Here is a 23,265-nt window from a genome sequence, read left to right as displayed (position 1 = left end):
GATATTCGCCGCCCATCTCGTAATGGGACGCATCGAAACAATGTGGAACAGACCGTTCGCGCCAGCTTCGGCGGCAGCGTCGGGCATCCACTAATCCTGCCCGCAACCTTTTTTCCTGGTATTGAACAACTGACGGGCGACACGGGTGAGCGCGCGTTACTACAAGGTGTACCCACTACGCTGGTTGAGGTGGGAGAGGCCGCTTGCCTTGACGTCGACACGGTCATCGACGTCTTCTTGCCGGCGGATTGATCGGGTGATAAGGCAGCTGTGACCATGGCTCGCAGTGGGTCGTTCTGTTTTCGGGAACCATCCACGCCTGCGGCAGTTTTGACGTTCACCGTCTGTCAGTGAATGGAGTAACGTGTATGCGTAGGCAACTGTCAGAGCGAGAACGCTCACCGCAAGGTTGATAAATCCAATAGTCAGCGGTTCGATGTCGCGATCCATAAGTTCGCTTCTTTGCTCCTATGAACATTCAGCCAGGATCTAAGTTCCGTGGCTCCGGAGTGATCGGATATCAAGGATTTTCCGGCGACGCGCGGACGTCCCCCATAGTTTGAGGATGACTTTGGCTTTGCCGGGGCGGAGGGTCTAAGGAGCTTGCTTCCCTAACGTGTCGGCAACCTGGGCACCCCGAGAGCCCATCGGCAACGGCAGGCCCGTTGTGGTGTCCTTGCTCGTCTGATGCTCAAGCTCAGCATTAAGTTCACCCCCCATTATCAAGATCGCAACCGACAGCCAGATCCACACGAGAAAACCGACGAGACCACCCAACGTCCCGTATGTTGCGTTGTAGTCAGCAACCGTGTCGAGATACCATGAAAATCCCCATGTCATCGCCGTCCAGCCAACTGTTGCGAGAACCGCGCCCCACGTAAGCCATCGGAGTTTCGCCGGCTGCCTGCTGGGACCAAAACGATAAACGGCGGTCGACGCGACAAAGACCGCCATAAGAAGGACCGGCCACCTTAAGAGCAGGGCCAGTTGTTCCTCCCACTCGGCCAGCCAAATGTAGGACATGACGACCGGCATCACCGCAAACAATCCAACCAGGATAGTCGCTGCGATCATCGCACAGACGGTGAAGCACAGCGCTACAAGGTTTCTTCGGACGAAAGAGCGCTTTTCATCCTCCTCGTAGGCGACATTCATGGCGTCAAATACCGCGAGTGTCCCGTTGTGCGTGCTCCAAAGAGCGATTCCGAGGCCGACGAGGAAGGTAATACCCAGCGTGGCGTCCTGGCGTCGTACGACGGATTCGATCTGCTCGGAAAATACCTCGAATGTGCCGGTCGGCAGAACGCTGGCCAAGTCGCGGAGGTGCTCGGAGATCGTCACGGGGTCGGCCATAAGCCCGTAGAGGGAGACCAGTGCGGCCACACCTGGGAACAAGGCGAGTAGAAGATAAAAGGTCACTCCTCCCGCGATCAGTGTGACGCGGTCCTCGGAGACCTCGTGGAAAACACGCCACAGCACGTCGCGAAGTCCGCGTCCGGGGATATCCTCGGGGACGTCCGCGAAGCGCCCGTGCTCATCGACCGATGCTTTGTCTTTGTCCTTACCGCTCGAAAGGATACGCGCGGAGATCGAACGGTTCGTCACTCTGCTATTGGCGACCTCGATTATGACGACAGCCGCAATTGCGGCGACCGCAAGCGTCGCTATCGTTCCGACCTGCTTCCGCTCGAACAATTGCGTGCTCCATACTCGTTCAGAGCTCAACGCGCGAGGCTGCGAATAGATGCGTGTGCAAAAAGATCGCCGTATGCTGAAGGGAGCAGCTTTATTCCCTCTGGGCGCGTCGATTGCGACTCCGCCGCCGCACTCATTCGAGCCGCACTCGCCGGGCTCGGCGCGGCCTAACTTCTTCGATGCTTGGTCGCTAGAGAACTGGACGACGGCACGCTCGCCAGCAGACAGTCTGCCATCGGCCCCTTACTGCTCTTACGCATTTTTTTACCGTCCTATATTGGTCAAAGGAGAACCAGCGGCCTGTTCAAGCATCAGGCGACGCTTACATTGTCCTTTCCGCTTTTTCACAAGATCCATATTGTAATATGCTAATATTATGAGATGCTTCCTCAGGTTGTCTCCGGAGGGTGCCATGTTCCCATTTCTAGCCATCGCGCTGCAGCTCTTTCCGAAGCTCGTAGCCTCGCTGACGGACGCAAAAACCGTGAGCAATGCGAACGACATCAAACAGTTCATCGATTCCGCCGTTAAATCGATATCGGGGGCGACCACGCCGGACAAGGCACGCGAAGTCCTGACGGCCGATCCTTCGAAGATGAACGATCTGAAGATCAGGCTGGCGGAGATTTCACTCGAGGCTCAGAAGCTGGATGTCGCCGAGATCCAGGAATACAATCGCGCCGCAAACGAAAGCACTGTCGACGCCCGAGAAAATCTGTTGGCCATGCTGAGCAAGCCGGACTCGATGTGGATCAGCATGACGCCCGCGATCATTTCCTACATCGTGGTCATCGGCTTCGTCGTACTCATCGGCCTGCTGCTCTTCACGGACCCGCCGGTGAAGGCTGATACAACCGTTCTCCAAATCATCAACATCTGCATCGGCGCAGTCGCAGCCGGCTTTGCGACCGTCTTGAACTTCTGGCTGGGCTCCTCGCTCGGCTCGAGGCGTAAGGACACCGCCTCATCGTTGTCTTCGACGATCAACCAGGTGAGGGACCTGACGACGCCCAATCAGGCTTCTGCAAGCGTAAAGACGCCGGATACCGATACCGAGATCAGTACGTCCGACGGCGGCGTTTCCGTGACCGTGAACGACGCCGGAAACGACGCAAATTCAGCCGAAATCGCAACTCCGCGAGACATCCAGACGACACCGTTGCCGGCCAGTCTTGTGGGGATCGGCAGATCCACTGATCCGTCGACGGTCAACGTTCGCATGGACATTCCACAGGGGGCCGACCGCATCCCGGCAAGCATTCGCTACCACAATCCAGGGGCACAATATCCCAGCCGGGAGGCCGCGCAGTTCGGACAGCTCGGCTATGGCATTATCGGAGGGGGGCACAAGATCGCGACCTTCCCGTCGCCGGTGAACGGGGCCGCCTCCAACTTCGATCTGCTTTTCCGACGCTACACCGGCATGAGCATCGGTGCGGCCGGGACTAAATGGACGGGCGCGAACGGTTTCGGCGTGCCCGGATACGATTCGAACCTGCTGATTGGCAAGGGCATGATTGAACAGCCCGACCAGGCGATCGCGCTGTTGAAGGCGATCGCCGGCCGCGAATCGGGCAAGGACGACGCCCTGACCCCCGAACAGTGGTCCCATGCGCACGCGATGTTTCGCGCGGGAAGCGCCGACCGCTACCTGGCTCAGTTTCAAGGGCAGATGTTGCCGCTGCGCGAGGCCATCCGACCCGACGACCCTCCGGACGAACAGATCGAGATCCTGATCGTCGAAGCGCTTAAACGGCTCGGATACGTCATCGATACTAATCCCGACGAGGTGAACATTGTCTATGTGGAAGGCATGAACGAAGACGGCTCCGTGAACAACGACGAAGCGAACAAGTTTAACGACCTGCGGTGCGTCATCGGGTTTCGAAACGGCGTTCCGGCCATGCTTGGAAAGTGGCAGGCCACGACGGAGCCGGGCTTCTACTACGGTCGAGATCATCCGATAAATCGTCTCGGAGCGGCGCGGATCAAGTTCGGTCAGTATAGCGCCTGGAAAGTGGGCATACATCGGAACACGCAAGAGGCGCTTGTTCAGGTCAAGGACGTCACCGTCTGCCGCGACCTGAACCGCGATATGGAACGCAAGGGCGATACGGAAGACACCGGGCTTTTTGGAATAAACCAGCATGGAGGCTACGATCAGCCCTCGGACGACATCGGCAAGGCGAGCGCAGGTTGTCTCGTCGGACGGCTGATGAGTGGCCATCGCGCCTTCATGGAGACGGTCAAGGGCGATCCACGCTACCTGGCCGACCAGGACTTCGTCTTTCGGACGGCAATCTTGCAGGCATCGGACGTGGCGTAATAGAGGCGGACGTGTCGGCTCAACATTCTTTTTCAGTCGGGTCTTCGAAAACGACCACCGAAATGCTTCGACCTTGGGATTGGACCTCATCCAGATCAACGTTCGCACCGAACTTTTGGCGAAACGCTACGGGTTCTGATCGGAAATCAAGCTTTCACGTCCGATTGCGCTGTTATTTAAATTTGAAGCGGACAGTCGGTTGCCGGCCCCTCAACATTGCACCCATCCACGAGCCTTGGCGGCTGTCGTTGAGGAGGCGGTAGGATGGCGCCGCGGTATTGCCGACTGGCAGGGGAGGGTTCACCGTCAGAGCGTGTCGATCAGACCTCCGTCCACGCGCATGGAAGCCCCTGTCGTCGCGGATGCTAAAGGCGAGGCCAAATAGGTTACGAGGTTGGCGATTTCCTCGACGCTTGCCGCGCGTTGAATAATCGAACTGCCACGATGTTTCTTGACGAAGTCCGCCGCGACCTCCTCGATCGGCTTGCCCGTCTTTTCACGCTCTTCAGCTAGCATCGCCTCGACGCCTTCAGACAGTGTTGGGCCGGGGAGAACCGAGTTCACGGTGACGCCCGTGCCCGCCATGCGCTTGGCCAGCCCGCGGGCAACCGCGATATCGGCGGTCTTGCTAACGCCATAGTGAATCATCTCCACCGGAATGTTGAAACCGGATTCCGATGCGATGAAGATGACGCGACCCCAGTCGAGGTTCTGCATGCCCGGAAGGTAGGCACGCGAAAGCCTGACGGCCGACATCACGTTGACCTGCCAATGACGATCCCAGACCTCGTCGCTCGCCTCGAAGAAATCGAGCGGCTGGAAGATGCCCGCATTGTTGATCAGGATATCGACCTGAGGAACCTTCGCGATGAGAGCCTCACACCCTTCGGCGGTAGCGACATCGGCTGCGACGGCGGCTACGGTGCCCACGGCGCCTTCACCTTCCAGGCGCTCGGCGGCCTTAGCGGTCTTTTCTTCAGACCGTCCATTGATCACCACGTCCGCGCCAGCTCGCGAGAGTTGGCGGGCGATTGCGTAGCCGATGCCTTCGGTGGATCCGGTAATCAGAGCGGTCTTACCTGCGAGGTCGATCTGCATCTGCAGCTCCTTCTGAGGTTGAACGGAGAACGTATGAACTGGCGGTCGGTCTTGCAACAGCCCACGACGTCGAGAATTTTTTCGGATAGCCGATACGTTTCCCGTCTTGCATCTCGTTGAGTCCTAATCACGTGATCGGTCTGATCAAGCGGTGGATAGTTCCAGTATCGCCTTGACGACTTTGCCCGCAATCTGGTCCTCGACCGCCTGATTGATTTTGTCAAAAGGATAGAATTGCAACAGTTTGTCGAAGGGAAACCGTCCAAGACGGTAAAGCTCGATCATTTGGGGTATGAACACTTCTGGTATGGAATTACCTTCGACAAAACCACTGACAGACTGACCTTGGAGTAACGTTGGGAACCAAGGCAACTCAATTGTCCGGTCAACCGTTGGCGGAACGGCGACCAAAGCCAGGGTGCCGAGCTTGCCGAGGCCACCGATGGCTGGACCTATTAGTCCCGGTGCACCAGCGGCATCGAGGATGTAGTCGGCGCCAGCAGGCAGTCGTGCACGAATAGCAGCGGCTAGATCGGTCTCTTCGTTGGTGTTGATGGTATCCGAAGCACCGAGGGTCTTGGCCAATTCGAGCCGATCCGGAGTTCTGCTGACGGCTATGATGTCGCTACATCCGCAGATCAGGGCGCCCATGATTGCCGAAAGGCCGACCGCTCCGGTGCCCAGGACAACCATTGTTGATCCGGCGTGCGGCCTCAGGCCATTCATGACAGTGCCCGCTCCGGTCTGTACCCCGCACCCCAATGGACCGAGGATTTTAAGAGGCACGTCCTTTGTGACTTTAATGGCATTGCGATCGCTTGCCAAAGCATATCCTGCAAACGACGACTGCCCGAAATATTTAAGATAGGTGCGTCCCCCGTTGAGCACGGATGCGCGCGGCCCTTCGGGATTAGTCTGGAAGTTCAGCTCTGGATATTGGTCGCAATACATCGGAAAACCTCGTTGACAGTGACGGCAGGTTCCGTCCGAATCCGGTGAGAGAACCACGTGGTCACCGGGTTCCAGTTTGGTCACCTGGCTACCGGTCTTCTCAACTACGCCTGACCCCTCATGGCCGAAGATCGAAGGAAAGGGCGCTCCCAAAAGGCCGTCACGACTCGCAAGATCCGTGTGGCAAATCCCGACACCGACAATCCGAATAAGAACCTCGCGAGGCCCTGGATCGGGCAATTCGATTTCAACAAGTTCGAACGGCGCTTTCGCGTTTTTCACAACGGCAGCGATGGTTTTCAACATTCGGGGACATCTCCGGGTATGATTGAGATTCAGTGGCCTTCGACTGAAAACAGGATTTCAGCAAAGCCTGCGACGGTCTTGTCGCGGTTCCAGTCGCGCTGCAGTTCGCAAATCAACTGAACCCAGGACACAGGTTTGCCACCGGCTTGAACAAGCCTTTGGAGGCCTGCCAAATGCGCTTCGAGCGACGTACCGCCCACACAATCGACGACAGGGTAGACTTCAAAACCCTCCTCAAGGGCGTCTAGAGCCGGATGGACAAGACAGACTTCTGTCCAAAGCGCGGCCATGATGAGCTTGTTGCGTTCCGTCGCCTTCACGGCGCGATTGAAATCCTCATCCTCCCATGCGTTGATCGAAGTGCGGTCGATCGGTTGCACGTCGATGAGGACATCGGTGATATGGTGGATGGTCGGTTGGTTGCGACCCGTCTTCACGTTCACGGTCGAGAGCACGACTGGCATGTCGTAGAACTTTGCGATCCGGGCAAGCGCTGTGATATTGGAGACCAGCTCGCGCTTTGGACGGGAGGCGATCGAAGATACCTGGACGGGCTGGAAGTCTATGATGACTACGGCGGCGTTCTGCGGCGTCAACAGGTGGTCGCAGGCCGGGTCTCGGCGATTGGCAAACGATGTCATGTTTCACTCCTGTTACTGGCCCGAAGGGGCGTCGGCCGCGTCGACGTATTGGGTGTCCGTCGGACCCTCGCCAGTGATGTAGATTACGGTCGGCTGATTCCTCGTGAAAGCGAAGTGCGCCGAGTTCGCTGGCTCGGTGTAGAACCCGCCCGGTCCAAGCACTAAGGTCGCGGCGTCACTCGCCTTTGGCCCGTAGCCGAAATGCCATTCGCCGGAGACAACGAGTGCAGTGCGGTTATCGCGATGGGTATGGGAGGCAATGCGCGTGTGGGCCGGCACCCGGAGTTCGATTGCGTATGGCCCTGGCTCCAGCGGGTTGCCGGAAAGCACGATCATGCCCACGCCCTTGAGTTGAGAAGTCCCAGCACCGGCGCGATCATGGCTCAAGGCGGCGACTTCATCGGCGTTCAGCCGGGTCGGCTTCAGCAACACCGGGTTCGTGTTGCCGAGGAAGGCCCGGATCGTGGCGACCGTCGCGTCCGGCTGCTCCTCCATAAGCCAATGTCCTGAATTGACGATGACGACCTGATGCACGTTATCGGCGGCGAAGCGCATAATATGGGCCATCGTGCTTCCAAGCGAATGGTCGCCGCCGATCGCCAGGACAGGCATTTGCAATCGCCCCCGTGCGATTGAGGCGCGGTTGTCGATCACGTCTTGGTCGAAGGCGGCGAACTGAAGGAAGCCCGCGTGCATCCGGCCCGGTTTTGCGTAGAGGTCCGCGTAGTGGCGGCGCGTCGCTTCAGGAAAACTCGTCGGGTTGGCGGCGAATTCATTCCAAAACCGGTCAAGATAGATGCGCTCGCGGCCAGCAACCAGACGCTCCATGTCGGGGCCGCCGAACCGGAAATGCCAAAGCAGCGGACTTTTTAGGATATCATCCCAAGGCCCGACGCCGGGAAGAGGCGCGTCCATCATGATGAGGCGCGTGGTGCGATCGGGGTGCGCCTCAGCGAAGGCAAAGGCCACCATGTTGCCGATGTCGTGGCCCACGACGTCGGCCTGCCGAACTTTCAGCGTATCAAGGACACCCGCGAGGTCCTCGGCCTGGTTGATTTTGGTAAACCCGTCCGTTGCGACGGCTGAGAGACCTATACCTCTCAAGTCGGGCGCGATTACGGTGTGATCTGCCATAAGTTCCGCGGCGAGTGGTGCCCACATGTCCCCTGTGTCGCCGTATCCATGGACCAGCAGCACCGCAGGTCCTTTGCCGCCAACCCTCACGTGGATCGTGGTCCCGTTTGTCTTGATCTCCTCAGTCCGAAATGAACTAGGAAAGACGAAAGCCTCCGCCCGCGCCTCGCCACCAAGAACGAGGAGCGCCGCCATCGCAAACAGCATTTGTTTCACCGAGAATACCCTCCATTTCTCGGTGTTACTTATTCAGAAGGGGCATCGAAAACCTTGTGGAATATTACCCTTTTTCGTTCAAAATGCGCGGCGTGAGCTTACGAACTCAGTAGGGATGTTTTGCTCTCGCCACTTCACTTTCCGACAAAAAAACTCAAAATATTCAAGACCTCCACGACACATCAGATTAGTGTGACAGCGGGACACGATTGAAATCGAAGACCGCACACAGCGAGGGCGATGCGTGCAATCCGATCTTGCCTACCGTCAGAATTTCGTCAGTCCCTTCAGGGCCGACTCCGTGTCGCAACTCTCCGTGGCCGGCCCGAGGAAATCGCGCCTGCTCGTGTCCCGCCTGCGCAGAGATACGCCAGGACATGGACTGGTCATGGCACCCCAGCAAGAAGGGGGCGCGGTCTTTTCTGTTCTCCTGCAACTTCGCGAGCAGACCAGTCGAGAGCTTTTCATTGACGATAAATGTATTCATCGCGGCTCGTACGCGGCTCGCACGACCAGTATCGTAAACCATCTCGAAAAACCGCTTGCAAACCTGCTGAGCCCTTTCGACAATCTTATGTTCACCGTGCCCAAGATTGCACTCGACGAGATCGCTGATGAACGCGGAGTAGCAAGGATCAATCAGCTCTACTGCAGGCCTGGCGGCGTTTTCGACAAGACGGTATGGCATCTGGGAAATGCATTGCTTCCGGCCTTGGAGCGGCCTCAGGAGATTGGGGCGCTGTATGCCCAACAAGTCATGCTCGCCATCAATACCTATTTCGCGCAGACCTTTGGTGGTTTGCGGGCCGCGAGGGATGACTCTGGAACCCTTGCTCCCTGGCAGTTTAGACGTGCGACCGAGGCAATGACGTCGCTTTCGGATGATTGTCTCTCGCTCAAGGAGCTCGCGGCTCACTGCGGCCTCTCCGTGAGCTACTTCGTGCGCGCCTTCAAGGTGACGACAGGCGATTCCCCGCATCGCTGGATTCTGCGCCATCGCATCGAGTCTTCGAAATCGATGCTCGCGCATGGCAACGCGACCTTGGTGGAAATCGCCCTGAGCTGCGGCTTCGCCGACCAAAGCCACTTTACCCGAATGTTCAAATCGTTCGTCGGCGTCACGCCGGCTACCTGGCGACGGGCGATCAAATCCTAAGCCGGGTGGCAGGTGTGGCGTCTCGCCAGCAAATGGGCGGACCCGACATTTTGAACTTATGTCAGCTATAGACGGCTCAGTTCATAAAGCCGCAAGTCTTCTCCCGGCCCCAAAATCAGTCATCTCTCCAACCAGTCCGAGTGTCTCCTATGGCGGGGCGAAGCGGAAATAATCTCCGCTTCGCCCCGTCTGTACTCGATTTCTGATAGTTTCCCAGGAACGAGGACTGGAAGTGTTTCCATGAAGCACCACCAACCCGCGTTAGTCAGAAGGAAACGCTGGTTGATCTCGAAGGCTGCTCGCATGCACGAAGTTCTTTCGTAAGCGAGTTTCCCCACACTTACTGTGATTGAGTGATGAAAGTAGGTCCGAAACTTGTCGTGCGGCTCGTTGGTCGGAACGGACGACGTCGGTTCGATCCGGCAACGAAAGACCGTCTTATTGCGGCCTGCCTTGAACTTGGCGCGTCAGCATCGAACTTGCGCTCGAACACGGAAGATCGAGGTATCCGGGATCGCCGCCAGGCATTCGCGCGCGACGTCGTCGATCACGTTGAGCACGCGGAACCGCTGGTCAGGTTTTACCCGTGGGTATATATTCTTCACGCGTCCAGGTTACGGCCCCATGGTCCCATTGTTCGTGCGGGTGTCCGTTCTGATCATTGTTGTGGCGGCGAAATCTGGGGGAGTTGTCATGGAACATTTTCACGTGATCGCGGGTGGCAACGAAAAAGCAGCCTACCCGAACGTGCGGCGCATCGGTGCGGCCGATGTCTTTGCTGCCCTCCGTCAAGGGCTGGATGATTTCTGGGCCAAGCCGTCTCACAACGTCTTTCTTTGCCTGATCTACCCCGTGGCCGGCATTGTCATCGCGCGATGGACATCCGGCGCTAATGCGCTGCCGCTGCTGTTTCCGTTAATGTCAGGCTTTGCCCTCCTCGGTCCGTTCGCGGCGCTGGGTCTCTACGAAATCAGCCGCAGGCGAGAGCTCGGTCTCGATACCTCCTGGCAGCACGCGCTCGAGGTCAGGCATTCCCCGGCCGTTCCGGCAATTTTTGCCCTCGGCTTCATGCTGGTGGCGATCTTCGTGGTGTGGCTCTTGACGGCGCAGACCCTCTACGTCAGCCTCTTTGGGCCTGAGCGGCCGGAATCGTTGATGGCCTTCGTCAATGAGGTTGTGACCACCGCTGCCGGCTGGCAGCTCATCCTCTATGGCAATGCCATCGGTTTCCTCTTTGCGCTTGCGGTGCTGTGCACCACTGTTATCGCCTTTCCCCTTCTGCTTGATCGCGATACCGGCGTCGCTGTAGCAATCCACACGTCGATCAAGGCCGTGGCCGTCAATCCTGTCGAAATGGTGCTCTGGGGTCTGTTGGTCGCGGTGCTTCTGGCCGCCGGGTTCGCATTGTTGTTCGTCGGTCTTGCCATTGTGATCCCTGTGCTCGGACATGCGACCTGGCATCTTTATCGCAAGATCGTGGAGCCCGAACGCGTTCGCGCCACGGGGGCGCCCGCCGATGGTCAATCCGCTTGATGGCTGCGGTGCTGCGCGCCGTCTCCGGACGATGGGGGCTACGGCGCGGCGCCGAAGAAGGCGAGCCGGGTTAAGATGGTATAGTTCGATTCCGATACCATCAGCGCCACAAAAATCAGCACGAGCAGCGGTGGCAGCAGGATGGCGTAGACGAGCGCCAGCCGTTCCCAGGCCATGTGCATGAAGACGGCAACGATCAGCCCCGCCTTCAACATCATGAACAAAAGGATCAGTGACCACCGCAGATAGCCCTGAATCCCGAGATAATCGACCATGTAGGAAAAGGCGCTGAGCACGAAGAGCAGGCCCCAGACGACAAGGTAGAGCCGAATCGGATGATGCTGGCCGCTTGGTGTTTGTGCAGTTGTCTCGCTCCTGGCCATATTTCTCACCACAGATAGAAGAATGCAAAGATGAAGACCCAAACCAGATCGACGAAGTGCCAGTAGAGGCCCATGATCTCGACGGCCTCGTAGCGGCCCTTCCGGCTGGTGAAAAAGCCGCGCCGCCCCGTCTCGAAATCACCGCGCCAGACCTTGCGGGCGACGACGAGTAGGAAGATGACGCCGATCGTGACATGGGTGCCGTGAAAGCCGGTGATCATGAAGAAGGCCGAGCCGAATTGGGCAGCACCCCACGGGTTTTCCCAAGGGCGCACGCCTTCCGATATCAACTTCGTCCATTCAAAGGCCTGCATGCCGACGAAGGCCGCGCCGAGAAGGGCGGTCAAGAGCATCAGCGCGGCCGTCTTGCCGCGTTCGCGGCGATAGCCGAAATTGACCGCCATCGCCATGGTGCCGCTGCTTGAGATGAGGACGAAGGTCATGATCGCGATCAGGATCAGCGGAACGTCCTGCCCGCCGATATGGAGCGCGAAGACCTCGCTCGGATTGGGCCAGGCGACCGGTGTCGATATGCGGGCGGTCATGTAGGCCAACAGGAAACATCCAAAGATGAAGGTGTCGCTGAGGAGAAAGACCCACATCATCGCCTTGCCCCAGGAGGCGGTCTTGAAGGCGCGCTGATCCGAGCCGAAATCGGCGGCGACACCCCGCAGGCCGGCCGGCCGAAGGTCGGGATCGCTGTGTGTCTGGACAGACTGTGTCATCTGGAAATCTCCTAGCTGAGCAGTTGGCGGCAGAGATCGACGAAATCGTTCGCCCAGCCGGCAAAGAGCGCAAACAGTACGAGCCAGACGGCGAGCATGAAATGGGAGTAGGTGGCGCAAAGATCGACGCTGAGGCGAAGCCGCGCTGGTGGGATATCGGCTGCGAATGCCCTGACGGTCGTGCGGCCGGTAACGGCAAGGCCGCCGAGAATGTGCAGGCCGTGCAGGCCGGTTAGCATGTAGAAGAAACTGTTGGCGGGATTGTCGGCAAGCACATAGCCGGCTGCGTTCAGTTCCCGCCAGGCCTCTACCTGTCCTGCGAGAAAGAGAGCCGCAAGAAGGAGGCCGGCCACAAGTGCAAGCCTCAGTTTCTCCATTCGGCCGTGGCGCGCCTCGTTTTTTGCCCATTGCAGCGCGGCGCTGCTGGCAGCGAGCAGCGCTGTGTTTACCCAGAGCAGCCTAGGCACCGGCATTCCCCACCAGTCCGAAGAAGCCATGCGCATAAAATAGGCGCTTATGAAAAGGCTGAAGACGGCGCCGACGACGCCGAGGAAAACATAGAGGCCGATTTTTATCGCCGGATCCGGCGGGTCTTCCAGTCGGGGTGCCGTTTGCACCGGGCTCGATTCAAGCCAGGGTTTCGAGGTCAGCCGCTGTCCCGACATCCACCAGGCGATGATGGCGCCGATTGCGGCGAGGAAGAGCAGCGTGACGTTCATGTCATGAGCTCCCGCGTTACGCCGTCGGTTGCAGGTTGCGTCTGCGGAATGAAATCTTCAGGCGCTCCCGGTACACTGTAGTCATAGGCCCAGCGGTAGACGATCGGCAGGTCCCTGCCCCAGTTGCCATGGGCGGGCGGCGTCTGCGGCGTCTGCCATTCCAGCGTCGTCGCGCGCCACGGATTGCCGCCGGCCTCTTTGCCCCGGAAAAGGCTCCAGATTAGATTGAACAGGAAGACCACCTGAGCGGCCCCGACGACAAGCGCCATGACGGTGATGAAGATATTCAGCGCATGGGCCGAAGGCGGAACGAAACTCGTCTCTCCCATCTCGTAGTAGCGGCGCGGCACGCCGAGCAGGCCGAGATAATGCATTGGAAAGAAGATCGCATAGGCGCCGAGAAAGGTGATCCAGTAGTGGATATGACCTAGCACGCCGTTCAGCATGCGGCCGGTCACCTTCGGGTACCAGTGATGGATCGCCCCGAAGATGACGAGGATCGGTGCTACGCCCATGACCATGTGGAAATGGGCGACGACAAACATCGTGTCGGATAGCGGAACGTCGACGACGACGTTGCCCAGAAACAGGCCGGTTAGCCCGCCATTGACGAAGGTGACGATGAAGGCTAGCGCAAAGAGCATGGGCAGTGTCAGGTGAATATCGCCGCGCCACAACGTCAGCACCCAGTTATAAACCTTGATCGCCGTCGGGACGGCGATTATCAGCGTCGTGGTGGCGAAGAAGAAGCCGAAGGCGGGGTTCATGCCGCTCACATACATGTGGTGCGCCCAGACGACGAAACTCAAGGCTGCGATGATGACGATCGCCCAGACCATCATGCGATAGCCGAAGATGTTCTTGCGCGCATGCGTGCTGATGAGGTCCGAGACGATCCCAAAGGCAGGCAGCGCGACGATATAGACCTCCGGATGCCCGAAGAACCAGAACAGGTGCTGGAACAGGATCGGGCTGCCGCCGCCATGCTGCAATTGCGTCCCCATCTCGACAATCGCGGGCATGAAGAAGCTGGTGCCGAGCAGGCGGTCGAACAGCATCATCACGCAGGCGACAAAAAGGGCGGGGAAGGCCAAAAGCGCCATCACCGTGGCGGTAAAGATGCCCCAGACGGTCAAGGGCATGCGCATCAGCGTCATGCCGCGCGTACGGCCTTGCAAAACGGTGACGACATAGTTCAGCCCACCCATGGTAAAACCGATGATGAAGACGATCAGCGAGGAGAGCATCAGGAGGATGCCCCAGTCCTGGCCGCCCGGCGTGCCGGACAGAACGGCCTGCGGCGGATAGAGCGTCCAGCCGGCTCCTGTCGGTCCGCCGGGGGCGAAAAAACCCGTGACAAGGATCAGCACCGCGAGCAGATATATCCAGTAGCTCAGCATGTTCGCATAGGGGAACACCATGTCGCGCGCGCCCACCATCAGGGGGATGAGGTAATTGCCGAAACCGCCGAGAAACAGGGCGGTCAGCAGATAGACCACCATGATCATGCCGTGCATGGTGATGAATTGATAATAGTGATCTGCGTCGATGAAGCCGAAAGTGCCGGGAAAGGCAAGCTGCAGACGCATCAGCCAGGAAAGCACGAGCGCCACAAGGCCGATCGAGATGGCCGTGATCGAGTATTGCACGGCGATGATCTTGGCATCCTGGCTGAAGACATATTTCGTCCACCAGCTTTTTGGATGGTAGAGTTCCATATCTTCGACTTCGGCGGCCGGGACGGTGTTTGTGCTGCCGGCTGGGATCTCGACCATGATCTTTCCTCGCTTTCGCTCCGATGCCTTCCTGCCGGGTTCAGTTTGTCGGCTGCGGCTCTCCCGATGCCAGAAGCTGGGTGAACGTCTGTTGCTGCTCCAGCCATGCCTGATAGTCCGCCGCTTCCTCGACCACGACTGTCCCGCGCATTTGCGAATGACCGACACCGCAAAGTTCGGCACAGAGAATATCGAAGGTTCCAGTCCGCGTCGGCGTGAACCAGAAATAGGTTATCATGCCGGGGATCATGTCCATCTTGGCGCGGAATTCCGGTACGTAGAAATCGTGCAGGACGTCGATGGAGCGCAACAGTATGTGGACCGGCTTGCCGACCGGCAGATGTAACTCGCCACCCTCGATGATGACGTCGTCAAGGCCGGCAGTATCGTTCTTGTTCACGCCAAGCGGATTTTCCGGGCTGATGTCCCGCGTCTCCGCGCGGCCGAGCTTTCCGTCGACGCCCGGCAGGCGAAAGCTCCACAACCACTGCTGGCTGACAACCTCGACCGGTGCGGCATCTTTGGGCACGGTAATGAACTGGTTCCATACGAAAAGGCCGGGCACAAGCATGGCGGCGACACCGATGGCCGTTCCGGATGCCAGCAGCAATTCCAGCTTTCGGTTTTCAGGCTCGTAGGCTGCCCGGTTGCCGGGCTTGTGCCGGAAGCGCCAAACACAATAGGCAACGAAGGAGACCACCGCGACGAATACGACACCGGTGATCCAGAAGGTGATGATCAGTGTGCTGTCGATATAGGTCCAATTGGATGCGATCGGTGTCCACCACCACGGGCTCAGCACGTGGAACAACACAGAGCCCACTAACAGCAAGGCGAGGATCAGCACGACAGCCATTTCCGACCCTCCCTGAGCCGACCCGACCGTGAATATGAAGCTGCATCCACAAAGTACCGTTTTAGTTTCCTGCAAGCGAAAAATGCAGCAATTAAAGCAGTTTACGGATATGCCACCCGGCCGTCACGCAACCTGTCACTTGGAGTATTGCTTCAGGTATGCCATGAGATCGGTTATATCGTGATCGTCCTTCAGGCCGACGAAGGCCATCTTCGTGCCCTTCACCTTTACTTTCGGATTGTGCAGATAGTCGCGGAGCGTCGTCTCGTCCCAAATGAGGCCACCGTCGCCAGCCGCCTTCATCCCCGCCGAATAAGCAAAATCCGGATGCGTTCCGGCCTTTCTGCCGAACAGCCCGTTCAGCGACGGCCCGACCTTGTTCTTATCGGTATCAACGATATGACATATAGCGCATTTCTTGAAAATGGTGGCGCCAGCCGTCGCGTCGCCCTCCTCGGCCCGGGCGTGAAACGGGGAAAGGGCGATGACGGATGCGCCGATCAGCAGAACGACACGGTAACCCATGGCAAACCTCATCCTCCTCAAGGTTGCCTAGCCACTTGCACCATCCGCCACCATTCTCGCGCGGAAGGTGTTTGCGATCGCCGAAATCTTAACGTTTCGCGGTAGTAAGTCAATCGGTTCCACAATTTGACCGGAGCCGGAAAGTCGGGTTAACGCGGCTTTGCCGTTGACGAAAGTCTGTCCCATTCCCTGGAATAATTCGGGAGAAGCGCAATGGCGAATATGGGATTGGATTTGGTCGTGGGGTTTGAGACGTGCGTCTGAAGTCGCTGCTTGATCATCTTGGCGCGATCGAGGACGTCCGTGAGCCGTGGCGGGTCGTCCATCCTTTGCGGAAGGTGTTGCTCCTTGGTGGTTTGCGACACGATCTGCAACTGCAAAGAATATAATTTTATTTCGGAATGGGCGAGTAACATCTTGCGTTTCTGGGGAGCTATCTGCCCCGTCATCACGGTGTGCCAGGCGGATGCTGGCTGACGATCCTGATGAACAGGGTCCAACCTTCGGACTTTTCGCAGGTCTTCCCCGACTAACTCCGCGCCAAGTGACCCGACAAACCCGCCTTCGTTGCCATCGATGGCAAGACCTCGCGCCGCGGCCATGACCACAGCGCGGGCAAGGCGGCGCTGCATCTGGTATCGGCGTATGCAGTGACACTCGCTTGAATTACCAAGTCTCTGTGGTTTCGGGACCCACCAACCACTTGCTGCGCGAGAACGCGCCATCAGGCCGAACTCGTCAGCGCGTGCCCGTTGAAGCCGTTCAAAAGCCAGGCGTCACGCGATCGAAGAAATGATGATGAGGATCATCGGTTGGAGCGCGAAAGGCTTAAGCATCTCGAAGGCTGCGTAGCGATCTGCGGCCAGAGAGTGACGTGGGCTTGCTTTCCCACGCTCCTGTCACATGTGGATGGATACCGCTTTTTTTGGAGATCGTCATGATACTTAAGCTCAACATTATAATCGGCAGCACCAGACCTGGACGTGGCGGACCGGCTGTTGCCAAATGGGTTTACGAGGCGTGCGCGACGTATCCGGGGTTTGAGGTCGAACTTGTCGATCTCGCCGATTTCTATCTACCGCTGCTCGATGAACCCAGTCATCCACGCATGCGTAAGTATCAACATGAGCATACCAAGAAATGGAGTGCGGCGATTGAGCCCGCAGACGCATTCGTCTTTGTCTGCCCGGAATACGATTACTTTCCGAACGCCGCGCTTATCAACGCCCTGCAAGTTCTATCACTCGAATGGCAGTATAAAGCCGCGGCAATCGTAAGCTACGGCGGCGTCTCCGGCGGCCTTCGCGCGGCACAGGAGTTGCGGCTGTTGCTCGGGAACCTGGCTGTGATGGCGATCCCGCAGACCGTTCCAATTCCTTTTTTTCAAAAGCAGATAAGCGAGGATAGGGTCTTCACCCCGACAGACCCTGTAATCGACGGATTGAAGGTTACCTTGGGCGAGTTGTTGAAGTGGGCGGCTGCGCTGAAGCCGATGCGTTCCGCCTGACGCACCTGACCTGTAATCGCAACACAAGTTCATTTTGGATTCTGCGTGATCTGGGGTCAACAATGAGGTCTCGCTTGTCCGCCTCCGTGCTGAATGCCCCAGCGGCGGACTGCCCGCTGTTGAACCCGCTTGCCGTCAATACGCCGCGGCTGCTTCGCGCGTTCCCGGAAACGGTCAGTCTGCTATTCGAGTGGTCACGTCCGGTGGTGCGGGCGCGCAATTTCCGATAGTCAAACTCTTCAGGAATGCGGCCTCTCTGCCATCTTCCTCAAGAAGTTCCGCAGTTTCGAGAGAAACATCTCGGGCTCATCGAGGTGATCGCTTTGATGGGCAACAACATCAGTGCGCCGCATTTCGAGCCCGCGTCGAGCCAGTATTTCCAGGCTCTTCACCAGCTCCGGTTTCGCAGCGATCGCAGCGCTCACAGCCTTCCTGTCCAATCGGTAGGATGTGAGGGGGGTGAGAGCTGTTGCCGTTGCAGCATAGGGCGTCCCGGTAATCATGCCGATTGCACCAAGGCTTCCGCCTGGCCCCAATCGGTAGATCACCTTGTCTGTTCCAGCACCGATGTCGGTGATTTCGACCGTGCCGGATGCAATGATGAACAAGGCATGTGGATCGTCCCCCTGCTTGATGAGAGTGTCACCCGCCGCATACCACACTTCCTCAAGATGCTCCGCCAAGACGTCGCGGTCCTCGGAGGCAAGAATTCCAAACCAATCGGACTCTTGAAGAAGGACTGCCGACGTCGGCACATCAAGACCTGTGACGCTCTGGACACCCGCCACGGCCAGCGAAATTCCGGCGTGGCGCAGGTGGTTTTGAACATGACCGAGCAACTCCGTCCGGGCATCGACGAAAGCCTCGATGCTCGGAATGGAAAAGCTGATGTCGTAGGCGACCCCGTCACCATGCAGTTCGCTTCGGGCAACACTTGGGATCGGTTTCTCCGCCAATAGCATACATGTCTTTACCGCGGCGGTGAGCACCGACATGCAGCGGTCCGGCCGCTCATTGGCCGCGAGGCGAACAGTTATGGAAACGCCGCGGATGGTCGTCGGCATGCTATGATTGACCAGCCGGGCCTTGGCCATGACGTTGTTCGGGACGATGGCGACGTCCCTGTTCAGGGTGGCAATGTGTGTCGATCGCCAATTTACCTGGATGACGCGACCTTCGATCCCGCCTTCGACCAAGATAAGATCGCCGACGCCATAGGGGCGCTCAATACCGACCGCGATCCCGGAAAAGACGTCCGAAAGACTGCTTTGAAGCGCGAGACCAAGAACGATGGCGATGACACCCGACGTCGCCAGCAGTCCACCGATCGGCACAGAGAAGACGAGGTCGATAATGGCGAAGAGTGCTACGAGATAGATCACGGCAGCCAGGAGATCGGACACGATCCGGGTTTCCCGCGGTTTGGTCTCGAAGACGACGAACAGGCGTGTGAGCCCAATTGCACATTGCGCCGTGACCACCCACCACCCGAACTCAACGGCCTGCTGCCAGGCCTGCACACCTGGCTGCTGCAGATCAAACTGAGGGGCGAATGGAGACCCAAGCGCCTTCTGAACGAAAAAGGTCAGGACGACGAACGCGGCCACGCGCCAAGCCGCCCGTGCCCACAGCGCCCAGCGCGATATCAGCAGCGGGATGATAGCAGTTGAAAACAACAATAACGTCGCGCCAATGAGGGCGGCTTCCGTGGTCATACTCATGCGTGCCCGCTGCTGTTGGCTCGCGGCGTCTCCCCCGCGAATGCGTCGCTATCACTTTCGTGCGACCATATCGATGCCGATCGCGTTCGTCCTCAGCAATCCGCATGGATCAGGCCATAAGCGGTCCACCTGTTTTAATCTCGGTGCGACAGACCTCGATGAACGCTCGTAGTGGCGTCGACGTGAAGCGACTTGGATAATAAAGCCTCGGTCCTTCCTGCTCTACCACCAGTCGGGCAGTACTGGAACGAGGGTTCCGGCGCGGAAATCATCTTCAAGCCAGTTGCGAAAAGTTCCGATGATGCCCAGTCCCGACCTTGCATAGCTCAACCTGGTGTTCAAGGCGTTGACGCTCAAAACCAGCCGCGTGACGGGCTTGACGAGGACAACCTCGCCGCCGTTCTGCAAGTTCCAGGGGAGCAGTAGCCCGCCAGGCAATCTATACCGGATCGCTTGATGGGCTTCGAGCTCAACAGGATCCCGAGGCGGTCCATGCTCCTTCAAATAGGAGGCCGACGCGACGAGGGCGATCTGTTGGACCTGCTGCCCCACCGGGATGGAAATCATGTCCTTTTCGATCGACGCGCCATGACGGATGCCCGCATCACATCCCGCTGCGATGATATCGACGAGAGTGTTCTCCACCACGATCTCGACTTCGACTTCCGGAAGCCTGCGCTGAAATTCCACCACAAGGGGCGGAAGGATGTCCGGCATGACAGCACCGGGCACGTTGAGCTTCAATCGGCCCTGTACGCGATCCGTCGAACGGGCTGTTTCCAGGCAAGCCGCGTCCATTTCCGTCAGCAGCGGCTGGATGCGCTCGGCGAGCGCTTGACCTTGTTCAGTTGCCCGAATGCTTCGAGTTGTGCGCAAGAGAAGTGACACGACGAGCTGGGCCTCTATGCGCGAGACCGACGCTCGATGAGATAACGCGCAAGGCAGGCAAGCGATGACCGTCGTCGGCGTCTGGGCAACCAAAACTTCTCGTCCTGCATTGACGCTGGCAACATTAACTAGCCCAGGAGCGCAATTCGGCTTCTTACCTGCGGACGATGCCGCTATGATCGGGTCATGGATACCCGTGATTGCAACGATATCGCCGCGTGGTTGGCCGAGGCCGGCCTGCTGGGGATTCGAGACGAGGCCTCGCTGACGCAGGCATTCTGCGAACGATGCGTCGAGGCCGGCCTGCCGCTAGGAAAAGTCTTCGTGATGATCGACACGCTTCATCCGATGTATGAGGCGCGCGCGTTTTTTTGGGACGAGGATCCCGAAAACCATTTCCGCGAAGAAGAACATGTCGCCAGTCGTGATCCGGAAGGTGCGGGTCAGTGGTCGCGTAGCCCTTTCCTGCAAATGCTGCGTCGGCGCGAGACCTCGCTGCGCTGCCGGCTGGAGCACGGCGAGACCCACGGCTATCCAGCGATCCAGGAATTGTGTGACGCTGGTCAGACTGACTATCTGGCATTCGTCTACCGCACGCGGCAGGCAGTGCGAGTCGAAGATGTCGATGCATTCTATGCGCGATTCACCACGGCTCGGCCGGGCGGATTCAGCGACGCTGATGTGGCCTGCCTGGCGCAACTTACGCCTCACCTCGGCCTCGCCATCAGGTCCGCTGCACAAACCCGGCTGACGAAGACGCTCGCCGAAGCATATCTCGGTCGCGATGCCGGCCGGCGTGTGCTCAGCGGCGCGATTCGACATGATGCTGTGAGGCGTATCCGGGCCGTGCTCTGGTATTCCGACATCACCGGCTACACCCATCTCTCCGAGTCCGTGCAGGTCGATCAGTTGATCCCTCTGATCAACGACTATGCGGAGGCGGTGATTGGGGCGGTCAGGTCGGCCGGCGGTGATGTCCTGAAGCTGATTGGAGACGGTGTGCTGGCGATGTTTACGAGTTCCCGGCCGGAATATGCGTGCCGAGCGGCCGTTGACGCGGAGCACGATGTACGGCTGCGGCTCGGCCAGCTTGCACGCCGCCGCAAAACAGAGGGCCTGCCTGTCGCCGACATCCATCTCGGTCTGCATGCGGGCGATGTATTCTACGGCAACATCGGCACACCCGACCGGCTCGATTTCACTGTGGTTGGCCAAGCAGTCAATGAAGTAAGCCGCATCAGCGACATGTGCCAATCCACAGGGCGAAACATGCTCTGCTCCTCGGAGTTCGCCGACCTCCTGCTGGGGGCGGAACGAGACAAGCTCGTTTCTGTCGGGCGATTTGCGTTGAAAGGCGTTGGAAAAGCCAAGGAATTGTTCACGCTCGATCCAAGCCTTGCAGCCGCGGATACGACACCGAAAATGAGGGCCTCTCGCCGGCGGGCATCTGCGGCGAGGCATTGATAGGACAAGACCTGTCGCTGCGTCTGGCCGCCTTTATGAATACCCTTCCGCTTAGGCAGGGCATGCGCGTATTGGAGATCGGATGCGGCTGCAGCCCGCGACTCGTGGCGAGCCTTGAACGTCCGCTTGATAAGAACCGAGACCATAAACTGACAGTCCGCACACGTGAAGAGTTTCGGGCGCCGTGAGGCGTACGAAAGTCCCCGAGGAAGGAACCCGCGGACCCAGTCGAAGGCTATGGAGATTTCAATCTTCGGCTCATGTGCGCGGTACCAGGATCGCCGTGAGGGAGTGGGATGATGGATGACGGGCAGGTCGCTTCTTTGCGCGCCTGCGCGGATTTCCGGCCCCGGCCCCGGCCCCGGCTGCCGCGACCGTGTCGGCGGCAATGATCGCCACGGTCGCATGCGGGTCGGTTGCCGGAGGCGTGACGCCTGCGACTGAAGTCTTGACCATGCCAATGCCGGGTCATGAGGCAGTCTCCCGGTTCGGTGAGGTTTTGTTCGGCGGTCCACGCGGCTGTCTTCACCGTTCGAACATCTCGATGATAATCATGCGTCCGTCGCAGCATGGGCATGGCGGGCGGAAGTTGTCCGGTTCGTCTGGGGTATCGTCATCAGGTGGCGCGGCGACGTTCAGCAGTTCGCGCGCGAGCGCGAGGCTGGCCTTGCGGGCGGAGCCGGCGAGCAGGCCGTAGTGCCGAATGCGGTGGAAGCCACGCGGCAGGACATGGATGAGGAAGCGGCGGATGAACTCGTCGGTTGCGAGCGTCATCACCTGCTGACGGTCAGCGCTGTCGCGGCGATAGTCCTTGTAGCGGAAGGTGATGCTGTCCTTGTCGAAGCGGATGAGGCGGCTGTTGGAGATCGCGACCCGATGGGTGTAGCGCGACAGATAGGCAAGAACCGCCTCAGGACCCGCGAACGGCGCCTTCGCATAGACCACCCAGCGTTTCTTTCGGACCGGCGACAGATGCCGCAAGAATGCCCGCCGCTCGGCGAGGTGAGCAAGTGCGCCAAAAAAGCTGAGCCGCGCGGCGTCGTGCAGAGCGACCAGCCGAGTGAGGAATAGTCGTCGAAACAGTTTGCTGAGTACGCGTACTGGAAGCAGGAAGGCCGGGCGCGATGATATCCATCGACTTCCGTCTGGCGTGATGCCGCCGCCAGGCACGATCATGTGCACATGCGGATGGTGCGTCATCGCCGATCCCCATGTGTGGAGCACGGCGGTGATGCCGATGTGCTTGCGATCGGCCGCGATGGTCAGCATCGTCTCCGACGCCGCCTTGAACAGCAGGTCATAGACAAACGCCTTGTTCTGGAACGCTATGCCGGCGGCCTCGGCCGGCAGCGTGAACACGCCGTGGAAGTAGCCGACTGGAAGCAGATCAGCTTCGCGTTCGGCAAGCCATGTCCGTGCCGCTGCACCCACTTCAGACAGTGCCGATTGCGGCAGGAGTTGTAGGCGATCTGCCGCTGGCCGCAGTCCTCGCAAGCCTCGACATGACCGCCGAGGGCAGCAGTGCGGCAGTTCTCGACCGCCGACATCACCTTCAGTTGCGGCAGGCTCAGATGTCCTGCATGCGCGCGCCGGTACGCCGCCCCGGCAGGACAGAGGATGTCGGCGACCTCGATCGAGGCACGCAA

Annotated in this window: 19 protein-coding genes and 3 pseudogenes; 6 read left to right on the top strand and 16 right to left on the bottom strand. The window is 58.9% G+C overall.

The window, feature by feature from the left end; all coding sequences use genetic code 11:
• Nucleotides 1–594: 594 nt before the first annotated feature.
• Nucleotides 595–1,695 carry a YihY/virulence factor BrkB family protein gene (locus QO002_RS20935; RefSeq protein ID WP_307233650.1) on the bottom strand — a complete coding sequence of 367 codons (1,101 nt, stop codon included), beginning with the start codon at nucleotides 1,693–1,695 and terminating at the stop codon, nucleotides 595–597.
• Between the two features lie 412 nt (nucleotides 1,696–2,107).
• Between QO002_RS20935 and QO002_RS20930 the strand changes: the two genes are divergently transcribed.
• Nucleotides 2,108–4,021, top strand: coding sequence for a hypothetical protein (locus QO002_RS20930; RefSeq protein ID WP_307233649.1), 1,914 nt, complete (start codon nucleotides 2,108–2,110; stop codon nucleotides 4,019–4,021).
• Nucleotides 4,022–4,327: 306 nt separating this feature from the next.
• On the opposite strand, the gene QO002_RS20925 is transcribed toward QO002_RS20930, so the two are convergent.
• The 4 genes and pseudogenes from QO002_RS20925 to QO002_RS20910 all read right to left on the bottom strand — a co-directional run.
• A complete protein-coding gene (locus QO002_RS20925; RefSeq protein ID WP_307233618.1) occupies nucleotides 4,328–5,119 on the bottom strand; it encodes an SDR family NAD(P)-dependent oxidoreductase in 792 nt (263 codons plus the stop codon).
• Nucleotides 5,120–5,263: 144 nt separating this feature from the next.
• Nucleotides 5,264–6,376, bottom strand: a complete 1,113-nt coding sequence (locus tag QO002_RS20920) for an NAD(P)-dependent alcohol dehydrogenase (RefSeq protein ID WP_307233648.1) — start codon at nucleotides 6,374–6,376, stop codon at nucleotides 5,264–5,266.
• 29 nt (nucleotides 6,377–6,405) lie between these two features.
• Complete coding sequence (locus QO002_RS20915) at nucleotides 6,406–7,017, bottom strand: hydrolase (protein WP_307233647.1); 612 nt, start codon at nucleotides 7,015–7,017, stop codon at nucleotides 6,406–6,408.
• 438 nt (nucleotides 7,018–7,455) lie between these two features.
• Nucleotides 7,456–8,358, bottom strand: a pseudogene (locus tag QO002_RS20910) (alpha/beta fold hydrolase); the annotation flags it as partial.
• Nucleotides 8,359–8,611: 253 nt separating this feature from the next.
• Here QO002_RS20910 and QO002_RS20905 point away from each other — a divergent pair.
• From QO002_RS20905 to QO002_RS20895, 3 genes and pseudogenes are all read left to right on the top strand, one after another.
• The gene (locus QO002_RS20905) at nucleotides 8,612–9,523 is read left to right on the top strand and encodes a helix-turn-helix domain-containing protein (RefSeq protein ID WP_307233646.1); all 912 of its coding nucleotides are present in this window, start codon (nucleotides 8,612–8,614) and stop codon (nucleotides 9,521–9,523) included.
• 353 nt (nucleotides 9,524–9,876) lie between these two features.
• Nucleotides 9,877–10,019: pseudogene (locus QO002_RS20900) on the top strand (transposase); the annotation flags it as partial.
• Between the two features lie 197 nt (nucleotides 10,020–10,216).
• The gene (locus QO002_RS20895; protein WP_307233645.1) at nucleotides 10,217–11,056 is read left to right on the top strand and encodes a DUF2189 domain-containing protein; all 840 of its coding nucleotides are present in this window, start codon (nucleotides 10,217–10,219) and stop codon (nucleotides 11,054–11,056) included.
• A 38-nt stretch (nucleotides 11,057–11,094) separates the two neighbouring features.
• Here the strand turns inward: QO002_RS20895 and QO002_RS20890 are convergent, their stop codons facing one another.
• From QO002_RS20890 to QO002_RS20860, 7 genes are all read right to left on the bottom strand, one after another.
• On the bottom strand, nucleotides 11,095–11,439 hold the full coding sequence (locus tag QO002_RS20890) for a cytochrome C oxidase subunit IV family protein (RefSeq protein WP_307233644.1): 345 nt from the start codon (nucleotides 11,437–11,439) through the stop codon (nucleotides 11,095–11,097).
• A 5-nt stretch (nucleotides 11,440–11,444) separates the two neighbouring features.
• Entirely contained in the window at nucleotides 11,445–12,164 is a 720-nt protein-coding gene (locus tag QO002_RS20885) for a heme-copper oxidase subunit III family protein (protein ID WP_307233643.1), read from the bottom strand.
• A gap of 11 nt (nucleotides 12,165–12,175) precedes the next feature.
• On the bottom strand, nucleotides 12,176–12,883 hold the full coding sequence (locus QO002_RS20880; RefSeq protein ID WP_307233642.1) for a cytochrome c oxidase subunit 3: 708 nt from the start codon (nucleotides 12,881–12,883) through the stop codon (nucleotides 12,176–12,178).
• Nucleotides 12,880–14,658: a cbb3-type cytochrome c oxidase subunit I gene (locus QO002_RS20875; RefSeq protein WP_307233641.1), complete on the bottom strand. Its 1,779-nt coding sequence runs from the start codon at nucleotides 14,656–14,658 to the stop codon at nucleotides 12,880–12,882. The genes QO002_RS20880 and QO002_RS20875 overlap by 4 nt, the downstream gene beginning before the upstream one ends.
• A 40-nt stretch (nucleotides 14,659–14,698) precedes the next feature.
• Nucleotides 14,699–15,514, bottom strand: a complete 816-nt coding sequence (locus QO002_RS20870; protein WP_307233640.1) for a cytochrome c oxidase subunit II — start codon at nucleotides 15,512–15,514, stop codon at nucleotides 14,699–14,701.
• A 135-nt stretch (nucleotides 15,515–15,649) separates the two neighbouring features.
• A complete protein-coding gene (locus QO002_RS20865) occupies nucleotides 15,650–16,039 on the bottom strand; it encodes a c-type cytochrome (protein ID WP_307233639.1) in 390 nt (129 codons plus the stop codon).
• Between the two features lie 149 nt (nucleotides 16,040–16,188).
• On the bottom strand, nucleotides 16,189–16,671 hold the full coding sequence (locus QO002_RS20860) for a hypothetical protein (protein WP_307233638.1): 483 nt from the start codon (nucleotides 16,669–16,671) through the stop codon (nucleotides 16,189–16,191).
• Between the two features lie 305 nt (nucleotides 16,672–16,976).
• On the opposite strand from QO002_RS20860, the gene QO002_RS20855 reads away from it, so the two are divergent.
• A complete protein-coding gene (locus QO002_RS20855; RefSeq protein WP_307233637.1) occupies nucleotides 16,977–17,546 on the top strand; it encodes an NADPH-dependent FMN reductase in 570 nt (189 codons plus the stop codon).
• A 239-nt stretch (nucleotides 17,547–17,785) separates the two neighbouring features.
• On the opposite strand, the gene QO002_RS20850 is transcribed toward QO002_RS20855, so the two are convergent.
• Entirely contained in the window at nucleotides 17,786–19,267 is a 1,482-nt protein-coding gene (locus QO002_RS20850) for a mechanosensitive ion channel family protein (protein WP_307233636.1), read from the bottom strand.
• 222 nt (nucleotides 19,268–19,489) lie between these two features.
• Nucleotides 19,490–20,155 carry a LysR substrate-binding domain-containing protein gene (locus tag QO002_RS20845; RefSeq protein ID WP_307233635.1) on the bottom strand — a complete coding sequence of 222 codons (666 nt, stop codon included), beginning with the start codon at nucleotides 20,153–20,155 and terminating at the stop codon, nucleotides 19,490–19,492.
• A gap of 186 nt (nucleotides 20,156–20,341) precedes the next feature.
• Between QO002_RS20845 and QO002_RS20840 the strand changes: the two genes are divergently transcribed.
• Nucleotides 20,342–21,619 carry an adenylate/guanylate cyclase domain-containing protein gene (locus QO002_RS20840; protein ID WP_307233634.1) on the top strand — a complete coding sequence of 426 codons (1,278 nt, stop codon included), beginning with the start codon at nucleotides 20,342–20,344 and terminating at the stop codon, nucleotides 21,617–21,619.
• A gap of 258 nt (nucleotides 21,620–21,877) precedes the next feature.
• On the opposite strand, the gene QO002_RS20835 is transcribed toward QO002_RS20840, so the two are convergent.
• Both QO002_RS20835 and QO002_RS20830 read right to left on the bottom strand, forming a co-directional pair.
• A complete protein-coding gene (locus tag QO002_RS20835; RefSeq protein ID WP_307233609.1) occupies nucleotides 21,878–22,075 on the bottom strand; it encodes a hypothetical protein in 198 nt (65 codons plus the stop codon).
• 72 nt (nucleotides 22,076–22,147) lie between these two features.
• A pseudogene (locus QO002_RS20830) lies at nucleotides 22,148–23,265 on the bottom strand (IS91 family transposase); the annotation flags it as partial.

Origin of the sequence: Pararhizobium capsulatum DSM 1112 (assembly GCF_030814475.1) — a bacterium.
Taxonomy (GTDB): domain Bacteria; phylum Pseudomonadota; class Alphaproteobacteria; order Rhizobiales; family Rhizobiaceae; genus Pararhizobium; species Pararhizobium capsulatum.
The sequence above is the reverse complement of the archived record's forward strand: the minus strand, read 5'-3'. Positions and strand labels throughout refer to the sequence as shown.

Bases quoted from the DNA above. Each gene is read 5' to 3' on its own strand.
- QO002_RS20930 (WP_307233649.1), top strand. From the start codon at position 2,108: ATGTTCCCATTTCTAGCCATCGCGCTGCAGCTCTTTCCGAAGCTCGTA.
- QO002_RS20925 (WP_307233618.1), bottom strand. From the start codon at position 5,119: ATGCAGATCGACCTCGCAGGTAAGACCGCTCTGATTACCGGATCCACC.
- QO002_RS20920 (WP_307233648.1), bottom strand. From the start codon at position 6,376: ATGTTGAAAACCATCGCTGCCGTTGTGAAAAACGCGAAAGCGCCGTTC.
- QO002_RS20915 (WP_307233647.1), bottom strand. From the start codon at position 7,017: ATGACATCGTTTGCCAATCGCCGAGACCCGGCCTGCGACCACCTGTTG.
- QO002_RS20895 (WP_307233645.1), top strand. From the start codon at position 10,217: ATGGAACATTTTCACGTGATCGCGGGTGGCAACGAAAAAGCAGCCTAC.
- QO002_RS20890 (WP_307233644.1), bottom strand. From the start codon at position 11,439: ATGGCCAGGAGCGAGACAACTGCACAAACACCAAGCGGCCAGCATCAT.
- QO002_RS20885 (WP_307233643.1), bottom strand. From the start codon at position 12,164: ATGACACAGTCTGTCCAGACACACAGCGATCCCGACCTTCGGCCGGCC.
- QO002_RS20880 (WP_307233642.1), bottom strand. From the start codon at position 12,883: ATGAACGTCACGCTGCTCTTCCTCGCCGCAATCGGCGCCATCATCGCC.
- QO002_RS20875 (WP_307233641.1), bottom strand. From the start codon at position 14,658: ATGGTCGAGATCCCAGCCGGCAGCACAAACACCGTCCCGGCCGCCGAA.
- QO002_RS20870 (WP_307233640.1), bottom strand. From the start codon at position 15,514: ATGGCTGTCGTGCTGATCCTCGCCTTGCTGTTAGTGGGCTCTGTGTTG.
- QO002_RS20865 (WP_307233639.1), bottom strand. From the start codon at position 16,039: ATGGGTTACCGTGTCGTTCTGCTGATCGGCGCATCCGTCATCGCCCTT.
- QO002_RS20860 (WP_307233638.1), bottom strand. From the start codon at position 16,671: ATGCAGCGCCGCCTTGCCCGCGCTGTGGTCATGGCCGCGGCGCGAGGT.
- QO002_RS20855 (WP_307233637.1), top strand. From the start codon at position 16,977: ATGATACTTAAGCTCAACATTATAATCGGCAGCACCAGACCTGGACGT.
- QO002_RS20850 (WP_307233636.1), bottom strand. From the start codon at position 19,267: ATGAGTATGACCACGGAAGCCGCCCTCATTGGCGCGACGTTATTGTTG.
- QO002_RS20840 (WP_307233634.1), top strand. From the start codon at position 20,342: ATGGATACCCGTGATTGCAACGATATCGCCGCGTGGTTGGCCGAGGCC.
- QO002_RS20835 (WP_307233609.1), bottom strand. From the start codon at position 22,075: ATGGTCAAGACTTCAGTCGCAGGCGTCACGCCTCCGGCAACCGACCCG.